This is a genomic window from Rhodococcus sp. IEGM1339 (assembly GCF_050321925.1).
Lineage (GTDB): Bacteria > Actinomycetota > Actinomycetes > Mycobacteriales > Mycobacteriaceae > Rhodococcus > Rhodococcus pyridinivorans.
In genome coordinates this window covers 84,831-108,643 of record NZ_JBNQFT010000007.1, presented here as the reverse complement: position 1 = coordinate 108,643, position 23,813 = coordinate 84,831, and the positions used below count along the sequence as shown (strand labels likewise).

Sequence of the window (23,813 nt, the reverse complement as noted above, 5' to 3'; positions counted from 1 at the left end):
GATATATCGTTAACGCAACAGTGGTCTCGGCCACAGATGTCAACGGACCGACCTCCGTGCATGTCGGGAGCCGCCGGTACGCTCGGCGCGTGGCTCTGTACCGGAAGTATCGACCTGCGACCTTCGCGGAGGTGGTGGGGCAGGAGCACGTCACCGTGCCCCTCAGCACGGCGCTCGACACGGGCCGCATCAACCACGCCTACCTGTTCTCGGGTCCTCGTGGATGCGGCAAGACGTCCTCGGCGCGCATCCTCGCCCGCTCGCTCAACTGCGAGACCGGCCCCACGTCCACTCCGTGCGGAACGTGCCGGTCGTGCGTGTCGCTCGGCCCGGGCGGTGGAGGCAACCTCGACGTCACCGAACTCGACGCCGCGAGCCACGGCGGTGTCGACGACACCCGCGAACTCCGCGACCGCGCGTTCTACGCTCCAGCCGAATCGCGCTACCGCATCTTCATCATCGACGAGGCACACATGGTCACCACGCAGGGCTTCAACGCCCTGCTCAAGATCGTGGAGGAGCCGCCGGAGCACCTCATCTTCGTCTTCGCGACCACCGAGCCCGAGAAGGTGCTGCCCACCATCCGGTCGCGCACGCATCACTATCCCTTCCGGCTCCTCGCTCCCACGGCGATGCGGGGTCTGCTCGAGCAGATCTGTGGCCAGGAGAACGTGCCGGTCGAGGACGCGGTCTATCCGCTGGTCATCCGTGCCGGCGGTGGATCCCCCCGCGACTCGCTGTCGGTGATGGACCAGCTCCTCGCCGGTGCCGGCCCCGAGGGCGTCACCTACGAGCGCGCCCTGTCGCTGCTCGGCGTCACCGACGTCGCTCTCATCGACGAGGCCGTCGATTCGCTCGCGGCCGGCGACGGCGCGGCGCTGTTCGGCACCGTCGAGAAGGTCATGGACGCCGGGCACGACCCGCGTCGCTTCGCCGTCGACCTTCTCGAACGGCTCCGCGATCTCATCCTCATGAAGTCCGTCCCCGACGCCGCCGAGCGCGGACTCGTCGACGCACCCGGCGACGTCCTCGAGCGGATGCGCGACGAAGCGACCCGCCTGGGCCCGGCCACCCTCACCCGCTACGCCGAGATCGTGCACGCCGGGCTCGGCGAGATGCGCGGTGCGACGTCGCCGCGTCTGCTGCTCGAGGTGATGTGCGCGCGCATGCTGCTCCCCGCGGCGTCCGACGCGGAAACCGCTGTCCTGCAACGCCTCGAACGACTCGAGCAGGGCATCGTCGCAGCCCCGGCGGGAGGTGTCGCGCCGAAGCCGGTGGCAGTACCCGCCGCGCCTGCCGCACCGCCCATCTCGCCCGACGAACCCGCGGCACGTTTCCAGCGTCCCTCCCAGCGCCGGGCAGCGGAGGTGGCGCCTGCCGCACCGTCCAACGAGACTGCTCAGCCCCGCGAGACTGCTCAGCCCCGCGAGGCCGCTCAGCCGCAGCCGGAAGCTGCCCAGCAACCCCCTGCCCAGCAGGCACCGGTGCAGCCCGAACCGGCCCAGCCGGCACCTGCCCCGACACCGCCTCCCGCCGCCGCGCAACCTCCCGTCGTCCCGGAGGCTCCACAGCCGCAGAGTGTGCCCGACGAGGTTGCCGCGCAGGAGGTTCCGCCGCCCGCCCCCGAGGAGCCGGTTGCTCCCGAACCCGAGCCCGAACCCGCCCGCGCGGCAGGCGGTCCCGACGCAGCCCAGATGCGGGGCGTGTGGTCGGAGGTGCGCGCGAAGGTCCGCGAACGCAGCCGCACCGTCGAGGTGATGCTCTCGGGCGCCACGGTCCGATCGGTCGACGGCACCCGCGTCGTTCTCGTGCACGACTCCGCTCCGCTCGCGAAGCGACTCGCCGACGCGCGCAACGCCACGGTCATCGCCGATGCGCTGAAGGCGGTCTTCGGTGGAGAGTTCGAGGTCACCTGCGTCCACGGATCCGCTGCTGCGGAGGCGCCTGCCAGAACCCTGGCGCCCGAAAAGAATTCGCATCCGGCGGGTCAACCGCGTTTCTCCCGGCCGAGCCAGGCGAAGAATGCCGCGCCGCCCGCACCCGCCGCGCCGCAGCGACCGGTGGCCGCACCGTCGGCTGCCCCGACGTTCACGCGTCCGTCCGTGGAGAGCGTCGACGACATCCCGCCGCCCGAAGCCCCCGATCTTCCCGACGACCCGGGCCCCGGCTACGACGCGCCGCCGCCCGACCCGTCGCAGATGACGGAGGCGGACGTCGAGGAGATGTTCGCCGAGGCCGCCACGCCCGGCGACCCGTCGACGCGCCGCGATCCTGAAGAAGTCGCGATCGAACTGCTCAAGGACGTGCTGGGAGCGAAACCGCTCGACGAGAAGTAGTCGTACCGGGCCTGGAGTTGCCGACGAGCAGTATCAGCTCTGCGGGTAGAAGTCGTCGTGGTCGACGGTGAAGTGGTACTGGCGGCCGACGAACGCGAACCCGTGCCCCAGTTCGAGGAGTACCTGTTCGAGGCGTGTCATCAGTGCCGCTTCGAGTTCTCGTTCCGCGGCCCGCTCGTCGAGATCGAGGAAATCGAAAATGTACGGGCCGCGGACGAGTTGCTGTGCGAGGTCGGAGTCCTGTGGAGGAAGATGGTCCGGAAAATTCGACGGCGCGGCACCTACACGGCGATGTAACTGCCCGACGATCTGATGAGTCAGAACGTGACGCGACCACCCGTGTTCTGCTGCGCGAGCTGCGTACCAGTCGCGAAGCTCTCGGTTGTCGGGCTTCTCGAGAAGGACCGTCACATGTCCCATGGCAATTGTGCGACAGGCTGTTGCACTATTTCCTGGGCCAGGCGTCCGCGAAGGACCGCATGTAGAAGAGATTGCGGCGCGAGAGACCGCGCATGTGTGGAAACTCGGAGCGCAGGTCCCTGGCCAGTTGGTCGACGACCTTCGATCCCCAGCCGTGTACACGTTGACGCTCGAGAAGGGAGTGCCCGAGCGTCCAGTACAGGATCAGCAGTTCGGTATTCGCGGCGCGTGTAGCCCGTAGACGCGCTCGACGAACCTGTGCTTCGAGTTCGTCCAGGAATTGCGGATAGTCCTCGGGAAGCCGATGGTCTTCTCGGTCACGGCCACATGGTGCCCTCGGGATACGACAGAAATACGAATGCCGACGTCGTCATGGCCAGCGATCGAAGGGTGCCGTCGCATCGCGCTCACCCGGCGATTCGTATCTGTTGCCGACGGGTATCGCCTCATCATGAACCTGCACGAACTCCTGCGCGCCGTCGAATCGTTCGACGCTGTGGATCGGCCCGCCGAGCGCATCGCGCAGCGCATACGGCGAGTCCTCGACGGCTCCGTCGTCGACGACCTGCTCCGAGGTTCCTGGCTCGGACACCCCGTCCATCCGCTCCTCGTCACCGTCCCGATCGGGTCGTGGGTGTCCGCGGCGGCGTTGGACGCGCTGCCCGGGCAGCGCACCGCGTCCCGGCGACTCGTCGCGTTGGGACTGGGCGCGGCGGTCCCGACGATCGTCACCGGCTACACCGACTTCTCCACCCTGGAGGATGCCCCTCAGCGCAGGGTCGGTGCGGTGCACGCCGTGTCCAACGCGATCGGGGTGATCTGCATGGCGACGTCCTATCGCGCGCGACGTGCCCGCCACGACCGGACGGGGACGATGTGGACTTTGATCGGTCTCGGCGCGGTCGGAGTCGGTGGCGCTCTCGGCGGTCACCTCTCCTACGCCCAGGGTGGCGGAGTGTATCGGTGGCAGCGACCGTCCGAGAGTGTCGATCTTGCAGCCGAACTCGAGGACATCGGCGCCAAGCGCTGAGCACTCGTCCCCGAGGTTCACAACCGAGAAACGAGGCTCACAACCCTGATGGTCGACCACCAGGATTGTGAACCTCCGTCTATCCGCACACGGCGGTCAGCGCGATCTCGAGCGGTGCCCCGCCGGGCAGGGTGTGGACGCCGACGGCGGTGCGCGCCGGTAGCGCATCCACACCGAGTTCGCGTTCGATCAGGTCCGACGCGCCGTCCGCGACCACCGACAGATCGACGAAACCGGGCGCGCTCGCGACGTAGACGACCATCTCGACCGGCCGGAACGACGTGCCCTCGGGCAGCGTCGCGCGGATCGCTGCCAACGCGTTGCCCACCGCGACGACCGCGGCGGCCCGGGCCTGTTCGACGGTGACCTCCGCGCCGACCCGTCCGGTGAGGATCAGCTCGCCGTCTCGCCGTGGGGTCATGCCCGCCGTGCGGACGGTGTCGCCGGCCAACACGGCCGGGACGTATCGCCCCTGCGGACGCGGTGCGACAGCGGTCACATCAGTGGACACCCATTGCGAAGCAATGTCAGAGGACACCCAGAGCCACCCCCTCCTGTCGTGGATCGCTGCCGCCGGAGAGCACCCCGCGGTCGTCGATCGAGATCACCTGCGCGCTGCCCTCGGCGTCGAGTGGTTCGAGCACTTCCACCAGGTGACCGAGCCGGCGCAGTTCGTCGCACACACCGTCGGCGACGTCGCCTTCGATCCGCAATGCGGTCGGTTCGCCGAGCACGTTGGCGTCCGATCCCGGGAAGACGGTGAAGCGCGGCGCCGAGACCGCCTCCTGGGGGTCGAGACCGTGGTCGAGCAGGTGCGACAGCAACTGCATGTTCCACTGCACCTGGCCGTCGCCGCCGGGCGTGTTGCCCACATGCCGCAGCTCGCCCGCCGAGTCGGTGACGATCCACGCGTTGAGCGTGTGCAGGGGCTTGCGGCGCGGCGCCACCTCGTTCGGATGCCCGTCGATCAGGTAGGCACCGCGACCGAGCCGGTTGTTGAGCACGATGCCGGTGCCGGGCACGGTGAGCTTCGCTCCGAAGGTGAACGCCAGCGAGTGGATGAACGACACCGCCCGCCCCTCGGAGTCCACGGCGACGAACGACGTCGTGTCCCCGGCGGAGACGGCGAACGCCTCGGCCGGTGCACGCCCGTCGATCCGTGCGCGACCGGCTGCGATGTTCGCGGGATCGAGCACCCGTGCGACCCCGTCGTTGTCCGACGAGCACCAGCGGAGCCTGTCTTCGAAGGCGACGGTGGCCGCGCGGGCCATCCGGTCGATCGATGCCGCGCCGAGCACAGGGCGGGTGCCGAGCGCGTCGTCGCACAGGGCGGCCTGGTGCAGCACCATCCATCCCGGTGTGGGGAGCGGGGTCTGGTGCACGACGTGACCGGCATAGCTGCCGGTGAGCGCCGCCTCCGCGTCCACTGACGCCCCGGCCTGCCATTCGTCGCCGCTGAACGGTGCTCCGCCCCCCTGCAGCGCAGCCACGCAGCGTTCGGCGAGCGTGCCGGTGTAGAACGATGCCGGATCCTCGGCCAGGGCACGGATCGTGCGTGCCAGATCGGGCTGGGGAAGCACGTCGCCGAGGCGCGGGACCCGGTCGCCCGGTGCGTACACCGAGGCGAGTCCGGCGTCGTCGCGGATCGCATGCAGAGCGGTCTGCACGTCGGTTCGGGTCTTCGCCGAGCACGGCAGGCCGCTCTCGGCGATCCGGGCTGCCGGCGCCCACAGCTCGGGCAGCGACCTGCTCGCTCCCCGCCGGTGCAGTGCCGCCAGCGCGGCGGGTGCGCCGGGAACGGCGACGGCGAGCGCCCCGTCGAGTGGGATCGCGTCGAGTCCCCGTGCCCGGTAGAAATCCGGTGTACCGCCGTCGGGTCCGTAACCGCTGCCGTTGACGGTCCACACCGACCCGTCGGGCTCGCGGACCACGGCGAACGCGTCGCCACCGATGCCGCACTGCCCGGGCAGGGTCAGCCACGTGACCGCTGCCATCGCCAGGGCCGCGTCGACGGCGTTGCCACCGTCCTCGAGGACGCGGACCCCGGCGAGGCTCGCGAGCGGATGACTCGACGCGACCATGCCTCCGGTCGCGAGCGTCGCCGGTCGTGTCGCGCGCCGACTCATGCCGACCGCATCCGACGTCGACGGGGTCCTTCCGGCGGCTCGGCGGGGTCGATCCCGACGAAGATCTCGCCGTCGCGCTCCTCGCACGGATAGGTCTTGATGGGCTCGGTGGCCGGCGGGCAGATCGGCTCACCGGTCTCGAGGTCGAATGCGCTTCCGTGGCAGGAGCATCCGATGCCGTCCTGGACGAGCTTGCCGGACGACAGCAGGCAGTCGAGGTGTGAGCAGTAGTTGGACGTCGCGTACGCCTTGCCGTCCAGTCGGGAGATGGCGAACTCGTAGTCCTCGGCGTAGAACCGGCGGACGATGCCTTCGGGCACCTGCCCGGATCGGGCCACTCGCTTGAACTCCATGGTCTTCCTCCAGGCTTGTCGAGGGTCGGTGTCGCCGGTCAGGCGTCGGGGGACAGGTAGACGGTCTTCTCGGACTGGTAGAACTGCATGAGCGTGGGGCCGGCCTGTTCCTTGAAGGTCTGCGTGCTCGACTGCTTGTAGCCGCCGAACGGCGCGTTCATGGCCATTCCCGTCGTGGGCTGGTTGACCTTCACGAGCCCGGTCCGCGACCCGGCGATGAAACGCTGTGCAGCGGACAGACTCCGGGTGACGACCGAGGCGCTGAGCCCGAAGGCGGTGTCATTCGCCAGAGCCAGGGCCTCGTCGAAGGAGCCGGCGCGCTGGAAGGCCAGGACCGGGCCGAAGATCTCGTCGGTGAGCAGGCGCATCCCCGGGGCGGTGTCTGCGAACACTGTGGGCCGCACGAAGAATCCGTCTCGCAGCGCGTCGTCCTCGCATCGCACGCCGCCGCACACGAGCCGTGCGCCTTCGTCCGTGCCGATGGTGACGTACTCGAGGAACTTGTCGAGCTGACCGCGACCCGCGAGCGGGCCGACATCGACGGCGGCACCCGAACCTGGTCCCACCCGCAGTGCGAGGGTGCGTTCGGCGACCTTCTCGAGCAGTTCGTCGTGGATCGCGTCGACGGCGACGACCCGGCTGGTGCCGGTGCACGCCTGGCCCGACAACCCGAAGGCGCCCTTGACGATCAGCGCGGCCGCCGCGTCGAGGTCGGCGTCGTCCAGGACAACGACGGGGTTCTTACCGCCCATCTCCAGCTGCACGCGCCGGTCGGGGCCGACGCTGCGGTGGATGGCGCGTCCGACCTCGGTGGACCCGGTGAAGGTCACCGCTGCGATCCGCTCGTCGCCGGACACCGCCGCACCGGCCTTGCCGTCGCCCTGGATCAGCGCGATCGCGCCCGCCGGCAGACCGCCGGCGAGCAGGGCCTCGACGAGTCGCTGTCCCATCAGTGGGGTGATCTCGGACGGCTTGAACAGCACCGTGTTGCCGGCGGCGAGCGCGGGCCCGAGCTTGCGGGAGGGGATGTTGAGGGGGAAGTTCCACGGCGTGATCGCACCGACGATCCCGATCGGTTCGCGCACGGTGTAGATGGTCGTGGATCCGGGGGCCGGGAAGGTCGCACCGGTGGCGCGCAGTGCCTCACCTGCGTAGAAGCGCAGGTTCATGGGGGTGCGAGTCACCTCCATCGACGCCTCGGCGCGGGTCTTGCCCTCTTCGCGGATCAGTTCGTCGACGAGTTCGGCCGAGTGTGCGGCGAGGTGGTCGGCGGCTGCTTCGAGGATCGCGGCGCGGCGTTCGGGCGGGGCGGCGGCCCATTCGGGCGCGGCCTTGTCGAGAGCATCGACCGCGTTGCGGACGTCGATGGCGTCGGAGTCCGGGAAGGTGCCGATCAGATCGGTCTCGTCGGCGGGGTTGCGGCGTTCGAAGACCGCGCCGGAGGCGGCCGGTACCCAGTTGCCGTCGATGTGGTTCAGTCCGGTGATCGTCATGCGGGTTCGGCCTCCTCGTACATCTCCCACAGATCGGTGTCCTCGTCGGCGAGCAGCGCTGCGTCGACCCTGCGGCCGATGAGTTCGCGGGCCGCCATGATGTCCTCGCCGCGGTCCATCGCGAAGGCAGCGGTCAGAACGTCGCCGGCGAGGTAGAAGACCGTGAACTCTCCGCTGTCGGTGTCACCGCGGACGACGAGTTCGGTTGTTCCGGAAGCTGATCCGGCGAACTGGATGTTGGTGTCGTACTGATCGGACCAGAACCAGTGCGGGTCGTCGGAGAGCGACTGCCGCCCGACGATCGTGTCGGCGACCACCGCGGCCTGGCGGTTCGCGTTGTCGAAGTGTTCGACGCGCACGTGCCGGCCTTCGCGCGGAAAGAACCGCTTCGCGACATCGCCTGCCGCGTAGATGTTCTCGACCGAGGTGCGCCCGGTGGCGTCGACCACGATCCCGCCGTCGACGGCGAGTCCGCTCGCCGCCGCGATGTCGGTGTTGGGGACGATGCCGATGCCGACGACCACGGCGTCGGCCTCGACGATCCCGGTGGTGGTCTCGATCCGCACGCCATCATCGGAGGTGGTCACCGAGGCGACGCCCGTGCCGGCGCGCAGGTCGACACCGTTGCGGTGGTGCAGTTCGGCGCAGTGCCGGCCGACCTGCTCGCCGAGGATGCCTCCGAGGAGGTGTTCGGCCTGTTCGAGGACCGTCACCGTCACGCCGAGAGATCTTGCGGTCGCTGCGATCTCGAGTCCGATGAAGCCGCCGCCGACGATCGCGAGACTCGAACCCGGGGTCAGGCGGGCTGCGAGGGCGGTCGCGTCGTCGAGGGTGCGCAGGTAGTGGACGAGATCGGGCCGGGATCCGGTGGTGGTGAGGGTGCGGGGGCGTCCGCCCGTGGCGAGGACGATCGCGTCGGCGGCGATCTCGCCGCCGTCGAACTCGACGGTGCGGGTCGCGGTGTCGATGCGCTGAACCGACACACCCGTTCGGATGTCGATGTCGTTGGCGTCGAGCCATTTCCGGGTCAGCAGTGCGAGGGAGTCGACTCCTTCGCGGCCTGCGAGGAATTCCTTCGACAGGGGTGGGCGCTGGTAGGGGGCGTGCTGCTCGTCGCCGAGCAGCACGATGCGTCCGTCGAAGCCGCGGCGGCGCAGGGTGCGTGCGGCGACGGCGGCGACCTGGCCGGCGCCCACTGTGACTACGGTGCGAACGGTCATGCCGAGCACTCCTTTCCGGATGCGGCCGGTGCCGGACGCGGGGTGGGGTCGACGAGGACGGTCTCGTCGCGCACGAGGACGGGATAGACCGGCTGGCAGAGGTCCTGGTCCTCTTCGTATCCGGTCTCGAGATCGAAGCGCCACTGGTGGCCGGGGCAGATGACCCGGCCGTGCAGAAGCGTGCCCTTCGCGAGCGAACGGTCCTGGTGGATGCACAGGTCGGCGAAGGCGTAGATGCGGTCGTTCGCATGGAACAGTGCGATCGCGAGGCCGTCGACCTCCACGCGGAGTTTGCGGCGGCGGGTCACCTCTTTCACCGTGGCGACGGCGACCCAGGTCGGGGACTCCGCGGCGGTGTCGGTGCCGGCGGTCCCGCTGCCCATGATTTCGGTGGACATGCTTCTCCTTCGCTCGTGTGCGAGACCGGGAGCGGAAGCCGCGAGCGACTTCCGCTCCCGCGCATCGGATCAGGCGGACGCCAGCTCCAGATCGGGGGCGACGTACGTGTCGTACAGGCCCTTCGTGTACGAGAAACGCATCTCCGCTCCCCAGCGAACGAGCTGCAGGCAGCGCTGCTGCAGCTGCGGGGTGTCGGCGCAGTCGAGGACGATCTGGTAGCCGCGCTCACCGTGCACCACGTCCGAGGTGATGTGCAGGTCGAAGAACTCGATCTCGTCCTCGGTGAAGCCGTACACCTCGCGGAGCGGGACGATCTGCTTCTTGTAGATGCTCGGCACCTGCGATTCGAGGCCCACGACCAGGGCCGCGGTGGCGACGACGAAGTGTTCGCGCTGCGACACCGCGTAGCACCAGGCCTGCAGTCCGCGGGTGACCGCGTTCATGTTGTTCGGATCCTCGACGCGCTCCTTGGTGGTGCCGCACGCCTCGGCGAACTTGATGAGCAGGTCGGTGTGCCGGATGTCGGCCAGCTCCTCCTCGTACATGTTCTGGAGGGTGAAGTCCTTGGCGTCGGTGAAGTGATCGGGGGTGTTGGAGTAGATGTTCGCCAGGTAGTCGGCGAAGGGGCCGACGTAGTGGTAGTGGTTCTCGGCCCACCGGGCGAAGTGGTGCTTCTCGAGCTTGCCCTCGGCCCACGCCTTGCTGAACGATGCGTTCTTCGCTTCGCGTCCCTTGATGGCGTCTTCGAGTGCGGCGCGGAATTCGTCGCGTCCGAGCAGTTCGGTCATGATGATGCCTTTCGATGAGGAGGTCGTGCGGGGGGATGCGATCAGGCGTTGATCGCGGAGGTCAGGGCTTCGAATTCGGCGATCATGGCGGCGCCGACCGCTTTGTCCTGCTCGCCGTTGCCGCCGCTGATGCCGACGGCGCCGACGATCTGTCCGTCGTAGACGAGGGGGAAGCCGCCGACGAAGATCGCGAACTTCCCGGGGAGCATGTGGCTGATGCCGAACGCTTCGTTGCCGGGGAGTGCGGGTCCGTTGGGACCCTCGTTGAACAGGTGGGTGGCGCGCTCGTGGCCGGCGGCGGTGAACGCCTTCGCCATGGCGATCTCGACGCCGGTGAGGCGGGCGCCGGGAAGCCGGTGCAGAGCAATGACGTTCGCGCTCTCGTCGCAGACGCAGAGGGTCTGCTTCACGCCGATCTCCTCGGCCTTCGCGCGGCCGGCGGCCAGCAGGGGGAGTGCGTCGTCGAGGGTGATGCGGTGGATTCGATGCATTGGTCTCCACTTTCGGAGTCGGGTCGGAGAGTCGGACGATTCCTGGTCCGCGTCGGGATCCATGTGCGTCCCGCCGATGTCGCGTCGCTGAAGTGTCGGCGGGTGCCGGAGCGGTGGAGCGGTGTGTCCGGCGTGGCTCATTTCTAACAGGGCCGTGCGCCGATGGGGACGGTCAGGATCACCGTCGTTTTCGGGATTCGGTGTACACAGTGCACATGCGTCTGGGGCGCATGACTCTGGTATCTGGTGTAGAAAGTGCACACCGCCACGGTGTCGACGGGCCCACCCCCTCACAGCCCGCCGATGCTCCCGATGGAAGCAGGTCCCCATGGAATCGAGCCCGCGTCTGACAGTCCGAGGGCTGCTCGACGAACCGCTCATGGAGGGCGCCCGGGTCGTGGATCGGGAGGCCGATCTCGACCGGGCGCTCACCTGGGTGCTGCCGTTCGGCGAGGTCGTCGGCCGATTCGATGATCTCACCGGCGTCGCCGTGTACATGCGGCCGGAGGCGCTGGCCGACAGCGCGCACGCCCTGTCCGCGCTCGCGGCCCGCGACGCGGCGGCCTTGGTCGTCGACGGCGCGGTGCCCGCCGGAATGTCCTGGCCGGCAGGACTGGTGGTGATCGAACTCGACCTGCCCGTCGGATTCGCGGCACTCAACCGGTTGCTCGCCGAGCGGTCGCTGATGCAGGAAGTGCACGTCATGCGCTATTCCGCGCACGTGCACTCGACGCTCGCCGGTCTGCTGCACCGCGGCGCGGGACTGACCCTGCTCGTCAAGGAGGTCTCGGCGCTCGCACAGCATCCGGCGATCGCACTCGATGCACGTGGTCAGGCCGTCGCCTTCCACGGCGTGGATGCCATTCGGGCGGAAGAGATCTCGGAGATACTGCACAAGCAGCTGTCGACGGTGACGGCCGCGGAACGTCACGCCCCCCACGACACCCGCGTGCTGGAGGAGGTCGTCGGAGGCACACCCTGGACGTGCACGGCCAGCACCATCCGGCTCGGCAAACGGTTCGAGGGCTGGGTGGTCGTGCTCGCCTCGGGCGCGTCTCCCGGACCGCACGAGCTGGCCCAGCACGCGGTCGTCACCGAACAGGCGACGGCGATCATCGGATCGGAGATGCTGCGGCAACGCAGTGTCGACGAGGCCGAGGAACGGGCCCGCGGCGATTTCGTGCAGGCGCTGGTGCACGGCAGTTTCACCAGCCAGCACGACATGCAGGCGCGCGCCGAGTACCACGACATCGATCTCACCTCGTCGTTCGCGGTCTTCGTCGCGCCCGGTTACGGGGAGAACCCGGCCGGTCCGGGTGGCGACGAATCCGGTGGACTGTTGCGGTTGGCCCGGTACGCGGCGAGCGTCCTGCCCCACCCGTCGGTGCGCTCGTATGTCACGGTGATCGGCGACGTCCTGGTGGTGGTGCGGTCGCTCCGCTACCGCGACCCGAGCGACGTCGAACTCGAGATCGCCGAATACGCCGACGCGGTGTCGCAGGACCTGTCCCGCCGGCGCGTGCGTCCGGTGCCCGTCGCCCACGGCGCTCCGGCCGTCGGCGTGGACCAGATCCGGGAGAGCTACCGGCAGGCCCGCGTGGCGCTCGGCATCGGGCAGCGGCTCGGGATGTCGGGTTCGGTGGCCTACCGCGACCTGCGGGGTTACGGTGTGCTCGAGCTGGTCGCCGAGACCGATCGCAGCCGCAGATTCGTCGGCGACGTATTCGGGACGCTCAAGCCCGGCACCGACCTGTACGACACCCTGCTGGCCTATCTCGCGGCCGGCGGGAACGTCAACGCGGCGGCGCGGGAGCTGTCGGTCCACCGCAACACGATGCTGTCGAAGCTGGACCGGATCTCCCGTGCGATGGGGATGGACGTCCGGCTGCCGGAGAACCAGTTCACGGCCTGGCTCGCCGTCCGCCTCGAGCTTCTCGACCGGTTGCGCACCTCGGTCGAGAACGAGATCAACTACCGCTGAGAGCGGTCGACTCGGAGCCGGTCGGTGCGTGATCCTCGGGGTCGGCCCCCAGGAACGACGCGGCGAACCCCGCGCATACGACCACGGCGCACACCGCGAAGAGCGGTCCGACCGTCCACGAACCGAGCGCGACGGTCACCCACGCGGCCCCGACGGCGGAGCCGCCGAAGCGGATCAGGTTGAACACCCCCAGGCCCGTCCCGCGCTCGCCCGCCGGGGACCGCGTCGAGCCGGCCGCCGCGGGGGTCTGCACGGCGGCGATGCCGGCACCGGTGATCGCCAGGACGGTCGCGACGAGCCACAGCCGCGGTTCGTCCGCCGAGAGGACGACGGCAAGCGCGATCTGACCGACGAGCAGCACCACCAGTCCCGCCCGCAACATGTGCCGTCCGCCGACGCGATCGACAGTGCGGCCGACCACCGGTGCGAGGACCGCCATGACTGCGGGCAGTGCGAACAGGATCGCCCCGGCCGTGGCCGTCGACGCGCCCGTCGCGTGCAACCGCAGCGGCACCGCCAGCAGAGCGGCGCCCAGGCAGAACATCTGCGCGAAGGCGGCGGCCGCGCTCCGCGCGAATCTGCTCTCGACCAACAGTCGGACGTCGACGAACGGCACGTCCGCGCGTAGGCAGTGCACGACGAAACCGACCAGTACGACGATCGAGACCGCCAGGGCGATCCCCGCGACGGACGTGGGAACACCTGCTTGTCCGAACATGCTCAGTCCCAGCACGACTCCGGCGGAACCGAGGGTCAGTGCGATCGCACCGGGCACGTCGAGGGTCATCCGGCGGCCGGGGAAGATCGGGATCCAGCGCAACGTCCCGGCAAGACCGATCAGTGCAATCGGGATCATCGGGACGAATACCCATCGCCAACCCCAATGTCCCGCAACGAAACCGCCGAGGGTGGGGCCGATGGCCTGACCGAGTCCGTTCACGGTGGCCCACGCGCCCACCGCGCGTGCGCGTCGATGCGCGCCGAACAGCCACGCGATCAACCCCATGACAGCAGGCGCAAATGCAGCAGCCGCGACTCCGCCGAGGGCGCGCCAGACCACGAGGATCTCGAGGGTCGGCGCCGTCGCCGCTCCGGCCGCACAGATCGCGGTGCCGAGCAGGGCACCGCAGTAGACGCGACGCCGACCGTATCGGTCACCGATGTACCCTGCAAGGGGCATTGTCGCAGCAAAAGTGAGAAGGAAGCCGACGGCCAGGAGTGCGCCGTCTTCGAGGCTCGCGTCGAAGTCGGAAAGTATCTGTGGCAGTGGGACATTGATGATGTTGTTGCTCAATGTCCCGACGAGGGTTCCGGCGAGCAGGGCGGACAGGGCCAGGGGAGTGCCCGTATCCGTCTCGGCTGCCGGCGCTGCCGGTGTATCGGTGCGAGTGGTCATCGAACTCTCCGGAACCTCGGGGAACTGCGCGGCACGGTTCGTACCGTCGAACCACTTTCGCACTGCGCTACCGTCGGATGCATCGCCATCGCGGAGTGAAGGTGCACATCGGATCCGCGTAAGCCGGTGCAGGGTGCATATTCGACGACGTCGTGAGGGCGGCGCGGGGCGCGCGACACATGTTCGTAGCAATATTTCACACCGGAGCGCTTCGTCGTCACGAAATCGCAAAAGTGGAACACAGTGCACAACTAGCGTGGCGGGCACTGTGCACCGTTCTCGTTGACCGAGCACGGGCCGTAGCGGAAAGTTCCCCCAATACATCGAGTTCCCATTCACCGTCCACGAACACAGCCCGACTCGTTCCACCCCCTGTCGAAGGAATCGCCTTGGACGTACAACTCACCGCCGCGCACTGGGTCTACCTGGCCGGCATCCTCGTCATCCTGGCCACCATGGCCCTGCGGAAGAACATCGTCGTTCCTGCAGTCGTCGCAACCTTCCTGACCGCACTGACGTTCTCCGGCAGCATCGTCACGGGACTGTCGGCCATCTTCAATGCGAGCCTCGTCGCGGCGAAGGAACTGTTCAACATCTTCCTCATCATCGCGATGGTCACGGCCATGCTCGGCGCGCTGCGCCAGCTCGGCGCCGACCGGATGATGGTCGCGCCGTTCCGGCGGGTCATGCGTGCGGGCACCAGCAGCTTCCTCGTCCTCGCCGCGGTCACCTACGTGATCTCCCTGTTCTTCTGGCCCACCCCGGCCGTGCCCCTCGTCGGCGCGGTGCTCATCCCCGTCGCGATCCGCGCGGGCATGTCCCCGCTGTCGGTGGGCATGGTCATCGCGATCTGCGGCCAGGGCATGGCGCTGTCCTCGGACTACATCATCAAGGTGGCGCCCGGTATCTCCGCATCGGCGGCCGGCGTCGAGGCCGACGCCGTGGCGGACAAAGCCATGGTCCTGTCCCTGATCGTCGGCGGCACGGCTCTGCTGATCACCTACCTCGTGCAGAAGCGGCATTGGCGTGCACCGTCCCCCGACCTCCTCGTCGAGTGGGAGGCCGCAGCCGACCGCGGCATCGGTGACACAGCCGACCGCGGCATCGGTGACACAGCCGACCGCGGCATCGGCGAGACCCGTGACGACTCCTCGGGCGACGGGGGTGGCTCCCGTCCTCCGCGTCGGCCGGAACCCGCCGGTGGCCCCAGCGGCGGCGGAGAGCAGGCGGCGACGGCCACGGCGGTGCTCGTGGCGCCGTCCGACCCGATCGCCGACCCCGACTCCGCGGCGGAGAAGGAACGCCGCGGTACCGCGAAGGCGTTCGCGATGCTCGTGCCGCTCGCCTACCTCGCGTTCATCGTCTACTTGATGCTGGGCAAGTTCACCGAGGTCGTGCCGCCACTGCAGGGTGGTGACGCCGCCGCGATCGTGGGTGGGATCGCAGCGCTGATCCTGTTCGCCGCCGCAGCGTCGACCGACCGCGGAGGTTTCCTCGAGACCACCTCGGACCATCTCGTCGACGGCCTGGTCTTCGCCTTCAAGGCCATGGGCTGCGTCCTCCCGATCGCCGGCTTCTTCTTCATCGGCAATCCGGAGTTCGCGGGACCGATCCTCGGCATCTCCGCCGACGCCGCAGGCCCGGCTATCCTGTTCGACCTCGTGACCACGGTGCAGTCGCACCTTCCGCAGAACGCCTTCATCACGTCCTTCGGCATCCTGCTCATCGGCCTCGTCGCCGGGCTCGACGGGTCCGGATTCAGCGGACTGCCCCTCACCGGTGCGCTGTCGGGTGCTCTCGGACCGGCCGTCGACGTCGACCCCTCGACGCTCGCGGCGATCGGTCAGATGGGCAACATCTGGTCCGGTGGCGGCGTCATCATCGCCTGGTCCTCGCTGGTCGCGGTGGCCGGTTTCGCCCGGGTGCCCGTGCTCGATCTCGCCCGCAAGTGCTTCCTGCCGGTGATGGCGGGGCTGATCCTCTCGACCGTCTTCGCAGTCCTGGTGTTCTGACGACGGCGCGTATTCCGACGGAAGCGACCGGGTCCCTGCTTCAGGGGCCCGGTCGTTCCGGGAGGGTCAGGATCCGGTAGCCGAGTTCGTGGAGACGGCGGTGCTCGATCCAGCGTTCCCGGGTCCACGCCGGCTCGGTGTGCGCGGCGATGACGGCCGCGGTGGTGGAGGCGTGCAGGTCGAACTCGAGGTCGCGGCGCAGTTCGGGCAGCTCGCGGACGTCTGTCGACGCGGCGATTCTCGTGACGGCGTCGCGGACGCGGCCGTCGGCGAAGTCGAGGACGCGACGGTGGGCCCGGGGAAGTACGCCCCACAGCACCGCGAGCGCGACGAGGACGCCGACAACGGTCTCGAGGAAGCGGTCGCGCGCGACCGTCACCAGATCGCCGGGGGCACCCAACCCGCCGAGGACGACGACGAGCGGGGTGATGAAGACCATCGCCAGGCCGTAGTTCCGCACCAGGAACATCTCCGTGCCGGCCATCACCGCGGCCAGCACCACGACGAGGGCGACACCACCGGGATGGAAAGGCGTCAGGCAGGCCACCAGGACGAGTCCGAGCACGGTGCCGAGGAAGCGGTGCGCCGCCCGGTAGGAGCCGAGGATCCGATCCGGTCCCTGATGCAGGATCATCGCGGCCGTGATGACCGCCCAGTCGGGACGTCCGACGCCCAGCGCGATGGCGATCGTCCCGGCGAGAGGTCCCGCGACGAGCAGGCGCACCGCGATCGTCGCCGACCGGCTGCGCAGGTGCGCGGCGCGCGCGAGGCGGTACCGCACGGAGGGGCGTCGCAGCGGGGTCCGCAGTCGCAGATCGTCCTCGGGAACTGCCTCGTCCCGCGGACGCTCGTCCAGTGTCTCCGCGCATCGGAGGTGCGCCGCGCGCAGCGTCTGCTCCAGCGGATGCCCCGAATCGATGAGTCCGGCGTCGTGCAGGCACTGCCAGGCCGCGTGCAGATCGTGGACCGCGGCGCGGCGATTGCCGGGTGAGTTCTCCTCGAAGACCGCGTCGACGGCAGCGACCGCCGCGGCCACGGCGGTGCGTTCCGGGGTTCGCGGCCGGAACGGGGCACCGGACATGGAGGCCACGACGGCCGTTCCGGCGCCGATCGCGGTCCACGCCGAGACCGTCGGGACGGACACTCCCAGCGCGGGGAGAGCGGATGCGATCTCGAGGGACAGCAACATCAGGAAGGCGCCGGGCGCACCCATCCGCAGGGCGTCGACGACGAAGGCGCACACCGCGACGGTCGCGGTCATCGCCGCGACGACCACCAGGTACCACCACGCCGACCCGCCCGCGGCCAGTTCGTGGTGGACGACCGAACCTGCTAGGGCGCCGATCGTCGCCAGTGTCACGAGCACCGTCCCGATGACGGCGACCGCTCGGGCACGGACGCGATAGGGGCGTTGCTCGCCGTAGACGACGGCGAAAGCGCCGAGTGTGGCGATCGCGGAGACGGCGCCGAATCCGAGAGCGACGCCCACGAGACCGGGCACCGCGACCGTGGCGGCTGCGCGCGCGGCGCCGGGCCACCGGCGTCCTTGCCGGGGAACCGACAGCATCGCCGTCCGCAACGGGGCGGGGGTGGGCAGCGGAAGGTCGACGACCCGATGATCTCCGCTCGCTTCCGCCACGTCGTACCACCCTAGGAACCGACGGGGCACTGCTTACCGCCGGCAGGCGCGCATGAGGCGCAGGTCACTGGGCTGATCCGCCGCATTTCCCCACGGAATATCCGACCCGGAATTCCGCGGCGTGCGAATTGCGAACGTATCGAATTCGCCGGTGGAAAATGCGTCGACTCGCATATTTCTCGTAAATAGGATAGAAGAGGGGAGCGCCTGTTTCGAAGTCGGGAGAAATTCACCCGGCCCCGTGAAAGGACATTCCATGGCACTCAATGTTGTGTTGTTGTTACTGGTACTGGCTGCGGCCTTCGCGTCCGTCGCCGCTCTTCATTCGGCGGACGAGCGTCGCACCCGAAATCCCTGAGTGAATTCGGGGCGACGCGGATCCGGCAGCCCGCGGAAATATCCGCATCGGCATCCTCGGTCGTGGGGGAGGTTGTGTGCGTTTCCGTCGGGAGAATCGCACACAACCTCCCCTCGGTTGTGGTAGGTGCACGACGTCTGCCCGACGAGGGACGCCGGCGGCGATCCCGGAAGGTCGGGACAGTCGTCCCTTCCACCCGGGACATCGGGCACCGGATCGTTCCTTTACGACGCGCAGGGCGTCGCATCGATCCGAAGGGACCTTCATGAACACTCTCGGCACCGAGACCGAACCCCTCGCGCCGATCGCTCCCGATCGTCGTGGCCCCGGTTCGCTCTGGGCGTGGACGGGTGCGGTCGCCGGCCTCGCCGGCGTCGTGGGCATCCAGGCGAGCATGGCGATGAGCGCGGCATACAACGAGCGCACCGCCGGCAACGCGGCGGCGATCATGACCGAGTTCGCCGGGCAGCGCACGCCCATGCTCGTCATGCACCTGACGCTGATGGTGTCGACGACGCTGCTGCTCGTCTTCGCCGCCGGACTGCAGCGTCGACTGCGCGCAGGCACTCCGGAATTCAGCCTCGTGCCGACGGTCGCGGCATTCGGTCTCGTGCTCACCTCGGTCGCGACCCTCATGGGCACCGGACTCGACACCGAGTTGCTGTTCGGCCTCGGCAACACCGATCAGATGGTGCCCGAGGTGGCGGTCTTCGCCTCGCATTGGATGGGCACCATCCCATGGCTGTGGGTCGGTGCCGGTGTCAGCGGCGTCGCGGTCGCGGTCGCGGTCCTGCATCACCGCGCGGCGCCCCGGTGGATCGGTTGGGCGAGCATCGTCCTCGGTGGTCTGACACTGCTCCTCGGCATCTCCCCACTGCAGTACATGGCAGGCTTCACCGGCCCGGTGTGGGTGCTGGTGGCCGGAGTCGGCTTCGCCCTCGCGGACCGGCGTGCACGTCAGTGCCACTGCGAGCGACCCAGCGGCGTATACCTGCCGCGTCAAGGACACGGCGGTGCATACTCACCGCACCATGAAGGACACCGTCACGACGACCGGATCGGCGGGTACCGGGGCTCCGGTACCCGCCGCCGTCGTGGCCGTCGTCTCCTGGCTGCTCGCCGTGGCGGCCGTCGTCGTGTTCGTCGCGGCACGGCCCGCGCTCGATTCCGACCAGCTGTTCTTCCTCGTCGACGTCGTCGGAGCCGCCGTCTACGGGACGGTCGCCGGGGTGATCCTCGCCCGCCGGGTCCACGCCGTGCCGATCCTGCTCGCCGTCGCGTCGATCGGCGTCGGTGTGGCAGCGATGTCCTACAGCTGGACCCAGCTCGCCCTCGTCCGCCCCGAACTGCCCGTCGGATTCCTCGGTCCGCTGCAGAACACCACCTGGATCCCCGGGACACTCGCGTTGTTCCTGGTGGTGCCGTGGCTCGTCCGCGACCGTCCGGCCGATCCCGTGGTGCGGGCCGGGATCGGCGTCGGTGTCCTGACGATCGCCTGGTTCTTCTGGGCGCGCACCTTCACCGACATCGCCGACATCTGGTTCGTCGGACCCGTTGTGGCCGTGGGTTTCCTGACCTCCGGGCACGTCGAGTGGCGTCGCCGTCACGCCTCGGCGGGCGAACGATCCGGGACGGGATGGCTCGCGCTCGGCAGTGCCCTGATGACAGCCTCGTACATCCCGTTGGCGGTCCCGGACGTGCCGTGGATGCTCACACCGCTGCTCCACCTCGCGACGCAGGCCTTCTATCCCGTCGCGATCCTCGCCGTCGTGCTGCGCCAACGACTCTGGGGCATCGACCTCGCGGTGGGTCGCGCCGCGCTCGCCGGCAGTCTCACCGCCGTGCTCGTCACCTCCTATCTCGCGGTGACGGTCGCGGTGTCGCTGGTGCTCCCGAACGAATCGGTCTTCGCCCAGGCGGTCGCCGCCACCGCCGTCGCCCTGGCCGTGCAGCCGGTGCGGATGTGGCTCGGCCGGAAGGTGCACCGCCTCGTCTACGGCGACGGCGTCGACCCGGCACGCGCCGTCCGGATCCTCGGGCGGCACTTCGCCGGTGCCGATTCGCCCGACCTGCTGTTGGGCGAACTCGCCGCCGGAATCGGCACCGCACTGCGTCTCGAATCGGTCGAGGTGCGCCGCGGTGGCGACGTGATCGCACGCTGGGGGACCGCGACCGGACCCGTCGAGGAGGTTCCGGTCGGTAACGGCGACGCCGCCCTCGCCGTCACCGCACCTCCGGGCGAATCGCTCGGGGCACGCAGCCGGCGGGCGCTCACCGAACTCGCGACCGTCGTCGACGCCGGACTCGTCGTCCTGCGGTCGGCGGAGGACCTCGAAGACGCGCGTCGCCGCCTCACCGAGGTGAGACTCGAGGAACGCCGCACCATCCGCCGCGAACTGCACGACGGTCTCGGCCCGTCGCTCGCCGGGGTGCGGCTCGGCCTGCAGGGCGCACGCAATCTCGTCACCACCGACCCGGACGCCGCGGCCGGACTCGTCGACGAACTGCTCCGCGAACTCGATCGGCAAGTCGACGGTGTCCGCGAGCTCTCGCGCAGTCTGCTGCCCCCGGTTCTCGACGAACTCGGCCTCACCGCCGCACTCGATGAACTCGTGATCACCCACGCCCGCGCGGGATTCCGCGTCGACCTGCGGTCCGACCTCCCCGCCGGGATGTCCGGGCCGATCGCGTGGGCCGCCTACGGCATCGCCTCCGAGGCGGTCATCAACGCGCGACGGCATTCCGGTGCCGACGAATGCACGGTGCGGGTCGCGGCGGAGGGCGACGTGCTGGCCCTCGACATCGTCGACGACGGGCGAGGACTCGCGACCGACGCACGAATCGGTGTGGGGACGCAGAGCATGCGGGAACGGGCCCGGGAGGTCGGCGGAACGGTGGGCATCGAACCCGGCGACCCGCGCGGTGTCGTGGTGCGGGCGCGGCTACCCTGGTCCGAATCATGAGCGACAACGGAGCGATACGCGTTGCGGTCGTCGACGACCATCCCGTCTTCCGCCTCGGTATGGCGGCACTGCTGGGCACTCTCGACGGGATCGATGTCGTGTGCCAGGCGAGTTCGGTGGGGGAGGCCCTCGAGGTCGTGACCGGCGATGTCGACGCCGTGCTCATGGACATCGAACTCGGCGACGGATCGGGGATCGACGCGACCCGCAGCATCCTCCGGAAGTCGCCGGGCACCCGCATCCTGATGGTCACGATGCACGAGGACGAGGACATCCTCATCGCCTCCATCCGTGCCGGTGCCTCGGGTTATCTCGTCAAAGGGGCCGATCCGTCGGGGGTCGAACGGGCGATCCGGGCCGTGGCCGACCGTGAGATGATCGTCGGTGCGGCAGTCGCGGCGAAAGCCCTTGCGGCGGTCGCGAACTCCCGCAACACGTCGGCGGTTTTCCCGTATCTGACCGGACGGGAGCGGGAGATCCTCGACCTCGTGGCCCGCGGACTCGACAACGCCGCGATCTCCCGCCGACTCGTGCTCAGCCAGAAGACGGTGCGCAACCACGTGTCCAACATCCTCGGCAAGATCGGTGCAGCCGACCGGGCGAGCGCGATCGTCCGTGCGCGGGAAGCAGGCCTGGGTGTCGACTGACCTGCTGCTCAGGGAGTGACGGTCGTGACGAACGACATCCGGTCGCCGCGGTAGAGCGACCGGCGATGCTCGATCGGGACGTCGTTCTCGTCGTAGGAGATCCGCTCGAGCAGCAGCATCGGTGTGCGGGTGTCGGCGTCGAGCAGCGCCGCCTCGCGCGCGTCCGGCAGCGTGGTCTCGATCCGCTCGACCGCCCGCGCGAACGCGATCCCGTAGGAACGGATCGCGGCGTACAGCGACGACGACGGATCGAGCGTCCGGCGCAGATCCGGAAAGCGGTGTGCGGGAAGGCGCGTGCGTTCGAGTCCGACATGCACTCCGTCGGTGAGCAGGACACGTTCGAGTTCGAGGACGGGATCGCCGGGTTCGAGACCGAGGCGGCAGGCCAGTTCGTCGTCGGCGACGAGGTCGGTCCACGCGACGAGCACACGCCCAGCGCTGCGCCCTTCGAGCAGGGCGGCTTCGGTATAGGAACCGATGACGAGGGGCTGGACGATCTTCGGGCCGGCGACGACGGTGCTGCGGCGCCGCCGTTCGATGCGGCCGTCGACGAGCAGTTCTCGCAGTGCCTGGCGGACGGTTTCGCGGGCGACGTCGAACCGGGTGGCGAGATCGCGTTCGGAGGGGACCTGATCTCCCACACTGAGCTGGTCGAGGAGGCACTCGACCTGGCGGCGCACGATCTGGTGCTTGAGGGTGCGCGCTTCGCGAACGACGGTGGCCACACATCCAGCGTAACCGAATTCCGTTCTACACCAACTGTTTCACCGGGAGTTCGACGAACCGGCCCTAACCCTGCGGTCCCGCGAGCTGTGGGAGGACCTCGGCGCCCGCGTTCCCGACGTCGGTTTCCGCGCGAACGGTTCGCTGACGCTGACGCTGCCGCGCACCGCCGCCGGGGTCGCCGTCGCGGAGGAAGCGGTCGCACGCGACGACGCGCAGCGACGAGGATTCGCCCTGCTCGATGCGGACGAGACGCGCCGCCGTAACCCCGCGCTACGCGGTAACTTCCTCGCGGCACTGCACTGCAGCACGGACGCTGCCGTCGAATCCCGCATCGCGCTCCCGGCGATCCGGCAACATCTCGCCATCTCGGGCCGCTACCTGTTCCTGCTGTCCACAGAGGCCCGGGACGTCTCCCGCACGGCCCGCGGGACCGTGCAGTGCGCGACGACCACGGCACCGTGCACGAGACCGACCTCGTTCTCGTCTGTCCCGGCGCGACACTCGGTGGCCTCGCCCGCGACCTGCCATTGCGCAGGGTCCGGCTGCAGATGATGCAGACCGCACCGCTCGGCGAAGACCTCACCACGTCGATCGCCGACTGCGACAGCCTGCGCTACTACCCGGGATTCGCCGGTACCGCCCTCGACGAGCTCACCGCCTCCGAGGAGCAACGACCCGTCGCCGCGCAGCATCGCATGCAGTTGCTGTGCGTCCAGCGTCTGCACGGCGGCCTCACCATCGGCGACACCCACGCCTACGACGAACCGTTCGACTTCGACGTCGACGAAGAACCCTACGACCACCTCGTCGCAGTGACGGAGGAGTTCCTCGGCCGCCGACTGCCGCGCGTCGTCCGGCGCTCTGGGCCGGTGTGTACAGCCAGTGCATCGACCCCACGCGCTCGTGCACCGCGCGAAGGCCGACGAAGACGTATGGGTCGTCGCCGGCCCGGGTGGCCGCGGTATGACCCTCGGCCTCTATCTCGGCGAGGAGACCGCCGACCTGCTCGGCCTCTGACATCCCGGAACCGGACGCCCCGATTCGTCGACCAGGGCGACGTGGGTACCTACTCCGAGTACATCGTGCTACCCGCGGGCGTGACGACCGTGCCCGTGCCGGCCGCGGTGCCCGACGTCGTCGCAGCTCCGGCCTCGTGTGCGACCGCGACGGCTGTCGCGGTGGTTGAGACGGCCGGCGATCTCGACGGCCGCAGGGTCGTGGTGTGCGGTGCCGGGATGCTCGGCGTCACGGCGGTCGCCATGTGTGCCGAAGCCGGCGCCGACGTCATGATCATGGACACCGACCCGCAGCACGCGGCACGCGCCGACCGGTTCGGCGCGGTTCTCGACGACGGTGGTCCTGCCGATATCGCTCTCGACTTCTCGGGTTCGGCGGATGCGATCGCGTCGCTGGTGTCCGCCTCGATGTGGGCGGG

At 69.3% G+C, this 23,813-nt stretch carries 19 protein-coding genes and 2 pseudogenes; 8 read left to right on the top strand and 13 right to left on the bottom strand.

Annotation, left to right across the window (positions count from 1 at the left end; genetic code table 11):
* Nucleotides 1-89: 89 nt before the first annotated feature.
* Nucleotides 90-2,336, top strand: a complete 2,247-nt coding sequence (locus ACQR3U_RS10200) for a DNA polymerase III subunit gamma and tau (protein WP_230810460.1) — start codon at nt 90-92, stop codon at nt 2,334-2,336.
* Nucleotides 2,337-2,369: 33 nt separating this feature from the next.
* On the opposite strand, the gene ACQR3U_RS10195 is transcribed toward ACQR3U_RS10200, so the two are convergent.
* Together ACQR3U_RS10195 and ACQR3U_RS10190 are read right to left on the bottom strand one after the other, a co-directional pair.
* Nucleotides 2,370-2,747, bottom strand: coding sequence for a PDDEXK nuclease domain-containing protein (locus tag ACQR3U_RS10195; RefSeq protein ID WP_006552496.1), 378 nt, complete (start codon nt 2,745-2,747; stop codon nt 2,370-2,372).
* A gap of 34 nt (nt 2,748-2,781) precedes the next feature.
* Nucleotides 2,782-2,964, bottom strand: coding sequence for a DUF1016 N-terminal domain-containing protein (locus ACQR3U_RS10190; RefSeq protein ID WP_269065610.1), 183 nt, complete (start codon nt 2,962-2,964; stop codon nt 2,782-2,784).
* Between the two features lie 243 nt (nt 2,965-3,207).
* Between ACQR3U_RS10190 and ACQR3U_RS10185 the strand changes: the two genes are divergently transcribed.
* A complete protein-coding gene (locus ACQR3U_RS10185) occupies nt 3,208-3,786 on the top strand; it encodes a DUF2231 domain-containing protein (RefSeq protein WP_230810459.1) in 579 nt (192 codons plus the stop codon).
* 79 nt (nt 3,787-3,865) lie between these two features.
* On the opposite strand, the gene ACQR3U_RS10180 is transcribed toward ACQR3U_RS10185, so the two are convergent.
* From ACQR3U_RS10180 to ACQR3U_RS10145, 8 genes are all read right to left on the bottom strand, one after another.
* The gene (locus tag ACQR3U_RS10180; protein WP_006552495.1) at nt 3,866-4,285 is read right to left on the bottom strand and encodes a RidA family protein; all 420 of its coding nucleotides are present in this window, start codon (nt 4,283-4,285) and stop codon (nt 3,866-3,868) included.
* Between the two features lie 28 nt (nt 4,286-4,313).
* Nucleotides 4,314-5,912, bottom strand: coding sequence for a gamma-glutamyltransferase family protein (locus ACQR3U_RS10175; protein ID WP_230810458.1), 1,599 nt, complete (start codon nt 5,910-5,912; stop codon nt 4,314-4,316).
* Entirely contained in the window at nt 5,909-6,265 is a 357-nt protein-coding gene (locus ACQR3U_RS10170) for a Rieske (2Fe-2S) protein (protein WP_006552493.1), read from the bottom strand. Before ACQR3U_RS10170 ends, ACQR3U_RS10175 begins: the two co-directional genes overlap by 4 nt.
* Before the next feature lie 38 nt (nt 6,266-6,303).
* On the bottom strand, nt 6,304-7,758 hold the full coding sequence (locus ACQR3U_RS10165) for an aldehyde dehydrogenase family protein (RefSeq protein WP_230810457.1): 1,455 nt from the start codon (nt 7,756-7,758) through the stop codon (nt 6,304-6,306).
* Nucleotides 7,755-8,978 carry an NAD(P)/FAD-dependent oxidoreductase gene (locus ACQR3U_RS10160; protein ID WP_230810456.1) on the bottom strand — a complete coding sequence of 408 codons (1,224 nt, stop codon included), beginning with the start codon at nt 8,976-8,978 and terminating at the stop codon, nt 7,755-7,757. The genes ACQR3U_RS10165 and ACQR3U_RS10160 overlap by 4 nt, the downstream gene beginning before the upstream one ends.
* Nucleotides 8,975-9,361 carry a Rieske (2Fe-2S) protein gene (locus tag ACQR3U_RS10155; protein ID WP_051121625.1) on the bottom strand — a complete coding sequence of 129 codons (387 nt, stop codon included), beginning with the start codon at nt 9,359-9,361 and terminating at the stop codon, nt 8,975-8,977. Before ACQR3U_RS10155 ends, ACQR3U_RS10160 begins: the two co-directional genes overlap by 4 nt.
* Nucleotides 9,362-9,445: 84 nt before the next feature.
* Complete coding sequence (locus ACQR3U_RS10150; protein WP_006552489.1) at nt 9,446-10,165, bottom strand: TenA family transcriptional regulator; 720 nt, start codon at nt 10,163-10,165, stop codon at nt 9,446-9,448.
* 41 nt (nt 10,166-10,206) lie between these two features.
* Complete coding sequence (locus ACQR3U_RS10145) at nt 10,207-10,656, bottom strand: GlcG/HbpS family heme-binding protein (RefSeq protein WP_006552488.1); 450 nt, start codon at nt 10,654-10,656, stop codon at nt 10,207-10,209.
* Nucleotides 10,657-10,984: 328 nt separating this feature from the next.
* Between ACQR3U_RS10145 and ACQR3U_RS10140 the strand changes: the two genes are divergently transcribed.
* A complete protein-coding gene (locus tag ACQR3U_RS10140) occupies nt 10,985-12,637 on the top strand; it encodes a PucR family transcriptional regulator (RefSeq protein WP_230810455.1) in 1,653 nt (550 codons plus the stop codon).
* Here ACQR3U_RS10140 and ACQR3U_RS10135 read toward each other — a convergent pair.
* Nucleotides 12,624-14,096: an MFS transporter gene (locus tag ACQR3U_RS10135; protein ID WP_006552486.1), complete on the bottom strand. Its 1,473-nt coding sequence runs from the start codon at nt 14,094-14,096 to the stop codon at nt 12,624-12,626. The two genes, ACQR3U_RS10140 and ACQR3U_RS10135, sit on opposite strands and share 14 nt — an antisense overlap.
* A gap of 326 nt (nt 14,097-14,422) precedes the next feature.
* Between ACQR3U_RS10135 and ACQR3U_RS10130 the strand changes: the two genes are divergently transcribed.
* Nucleotides 14,423-16,045, top strand: a complete 1,623-nt coding sequence (locus tag ACQR3U_RS10130; RefSeq protein WP_230810454.1) for a hypothetical protein — start codon at nt 14,423-14,425, stop codon at nt 16,043-16,045.
* 40 nt (nt 16,046-16,085) lie between these two features.
* Here ACQR3U_RS10130 and ACQR3U_RS10125 read toward each other — a convergent pair whose 3' ends face one another.
* Nucleotides 16,086-17,684, bottom strand: a complete 1,599-nt coding sequence (locus ACQR3U_RS10125; RefSeq protein WP_033097930.1) for an FUSC family protein — start codon at nt 17,682-17,684, stop codon at nt 16,086-16,088.
* A 623-nt stretch (nt 17,685-18,307) separates the two neighbouring features.
* Between ACQR3U_RS10125 and ACQR3U_RS10120 the strand changes: the two are divergent.
* The 3 genes and pseudogenes from ACQR3U_RS10120 to ACQR3U_RS10110 form a co-directional block, all read left to right on the top strand.
* Nucleotides 18,308-19,000, top strand: a pseudogene (locus ACQR3U_RS10120) (hypothetical protein); the annotation flags it as partial.
* Nucleotides 19,001-19,073: 73 nt separating this feature from the next.
* Nucleotides 19,074-21,005 (top strand): sensor histidine kinase, encoded by a 1,932-nt coding sequence (locus ACQR3U_RS10115; protein ID WP_230810453.1) that lies wholly within the window; start codon nt 19,074-19,076, stop codon nt 21,003-21,005.
* Entirely contained in the window at nt 21,002-21,652 is a 651-nt protein-coding gene (locus ACQR3U_RS10110; RefSeq protein WP_230810452.1) for a response regulator transcription factor, read from the top strand. Before ACQR3U_RS10115 ends, ACQR3U_RS10110 begins: the two co-directional genes overlap by 4 nt.
* 8 nt (nt 21,653-21,660) lie before the next feature.
* Here the strand turns inward: ACQR3U_RS10110 and ACQR3U_RS10105 are convergent, their stop codons facing one another.
* A complete protein-coding gene (locus ACQR3U_RS10105) occupies nt 21,661-22,377 on the bottom strand; it encodes a GntR family transcriptional regulator (RefSeq protein ID WP_230810451.1) in 717 nt (238 codons plus the stop codon).
* Between the two features lie 55 nt (nt 22,378-22,432).
* Here ACQR3U_RS10105 and ACQR3U_RS10100 point away from each other — a divergent pair.
* A pseudogene (locus tag ACQR3U_RS10100) lies at nt 22,433-23,395 on the top strand (FAD-dependent oxidoreductase); the annotation flags it as partial.
* Between the last annotated feature and the right edge of the window lie 418 nt (nt 23,396-23,813).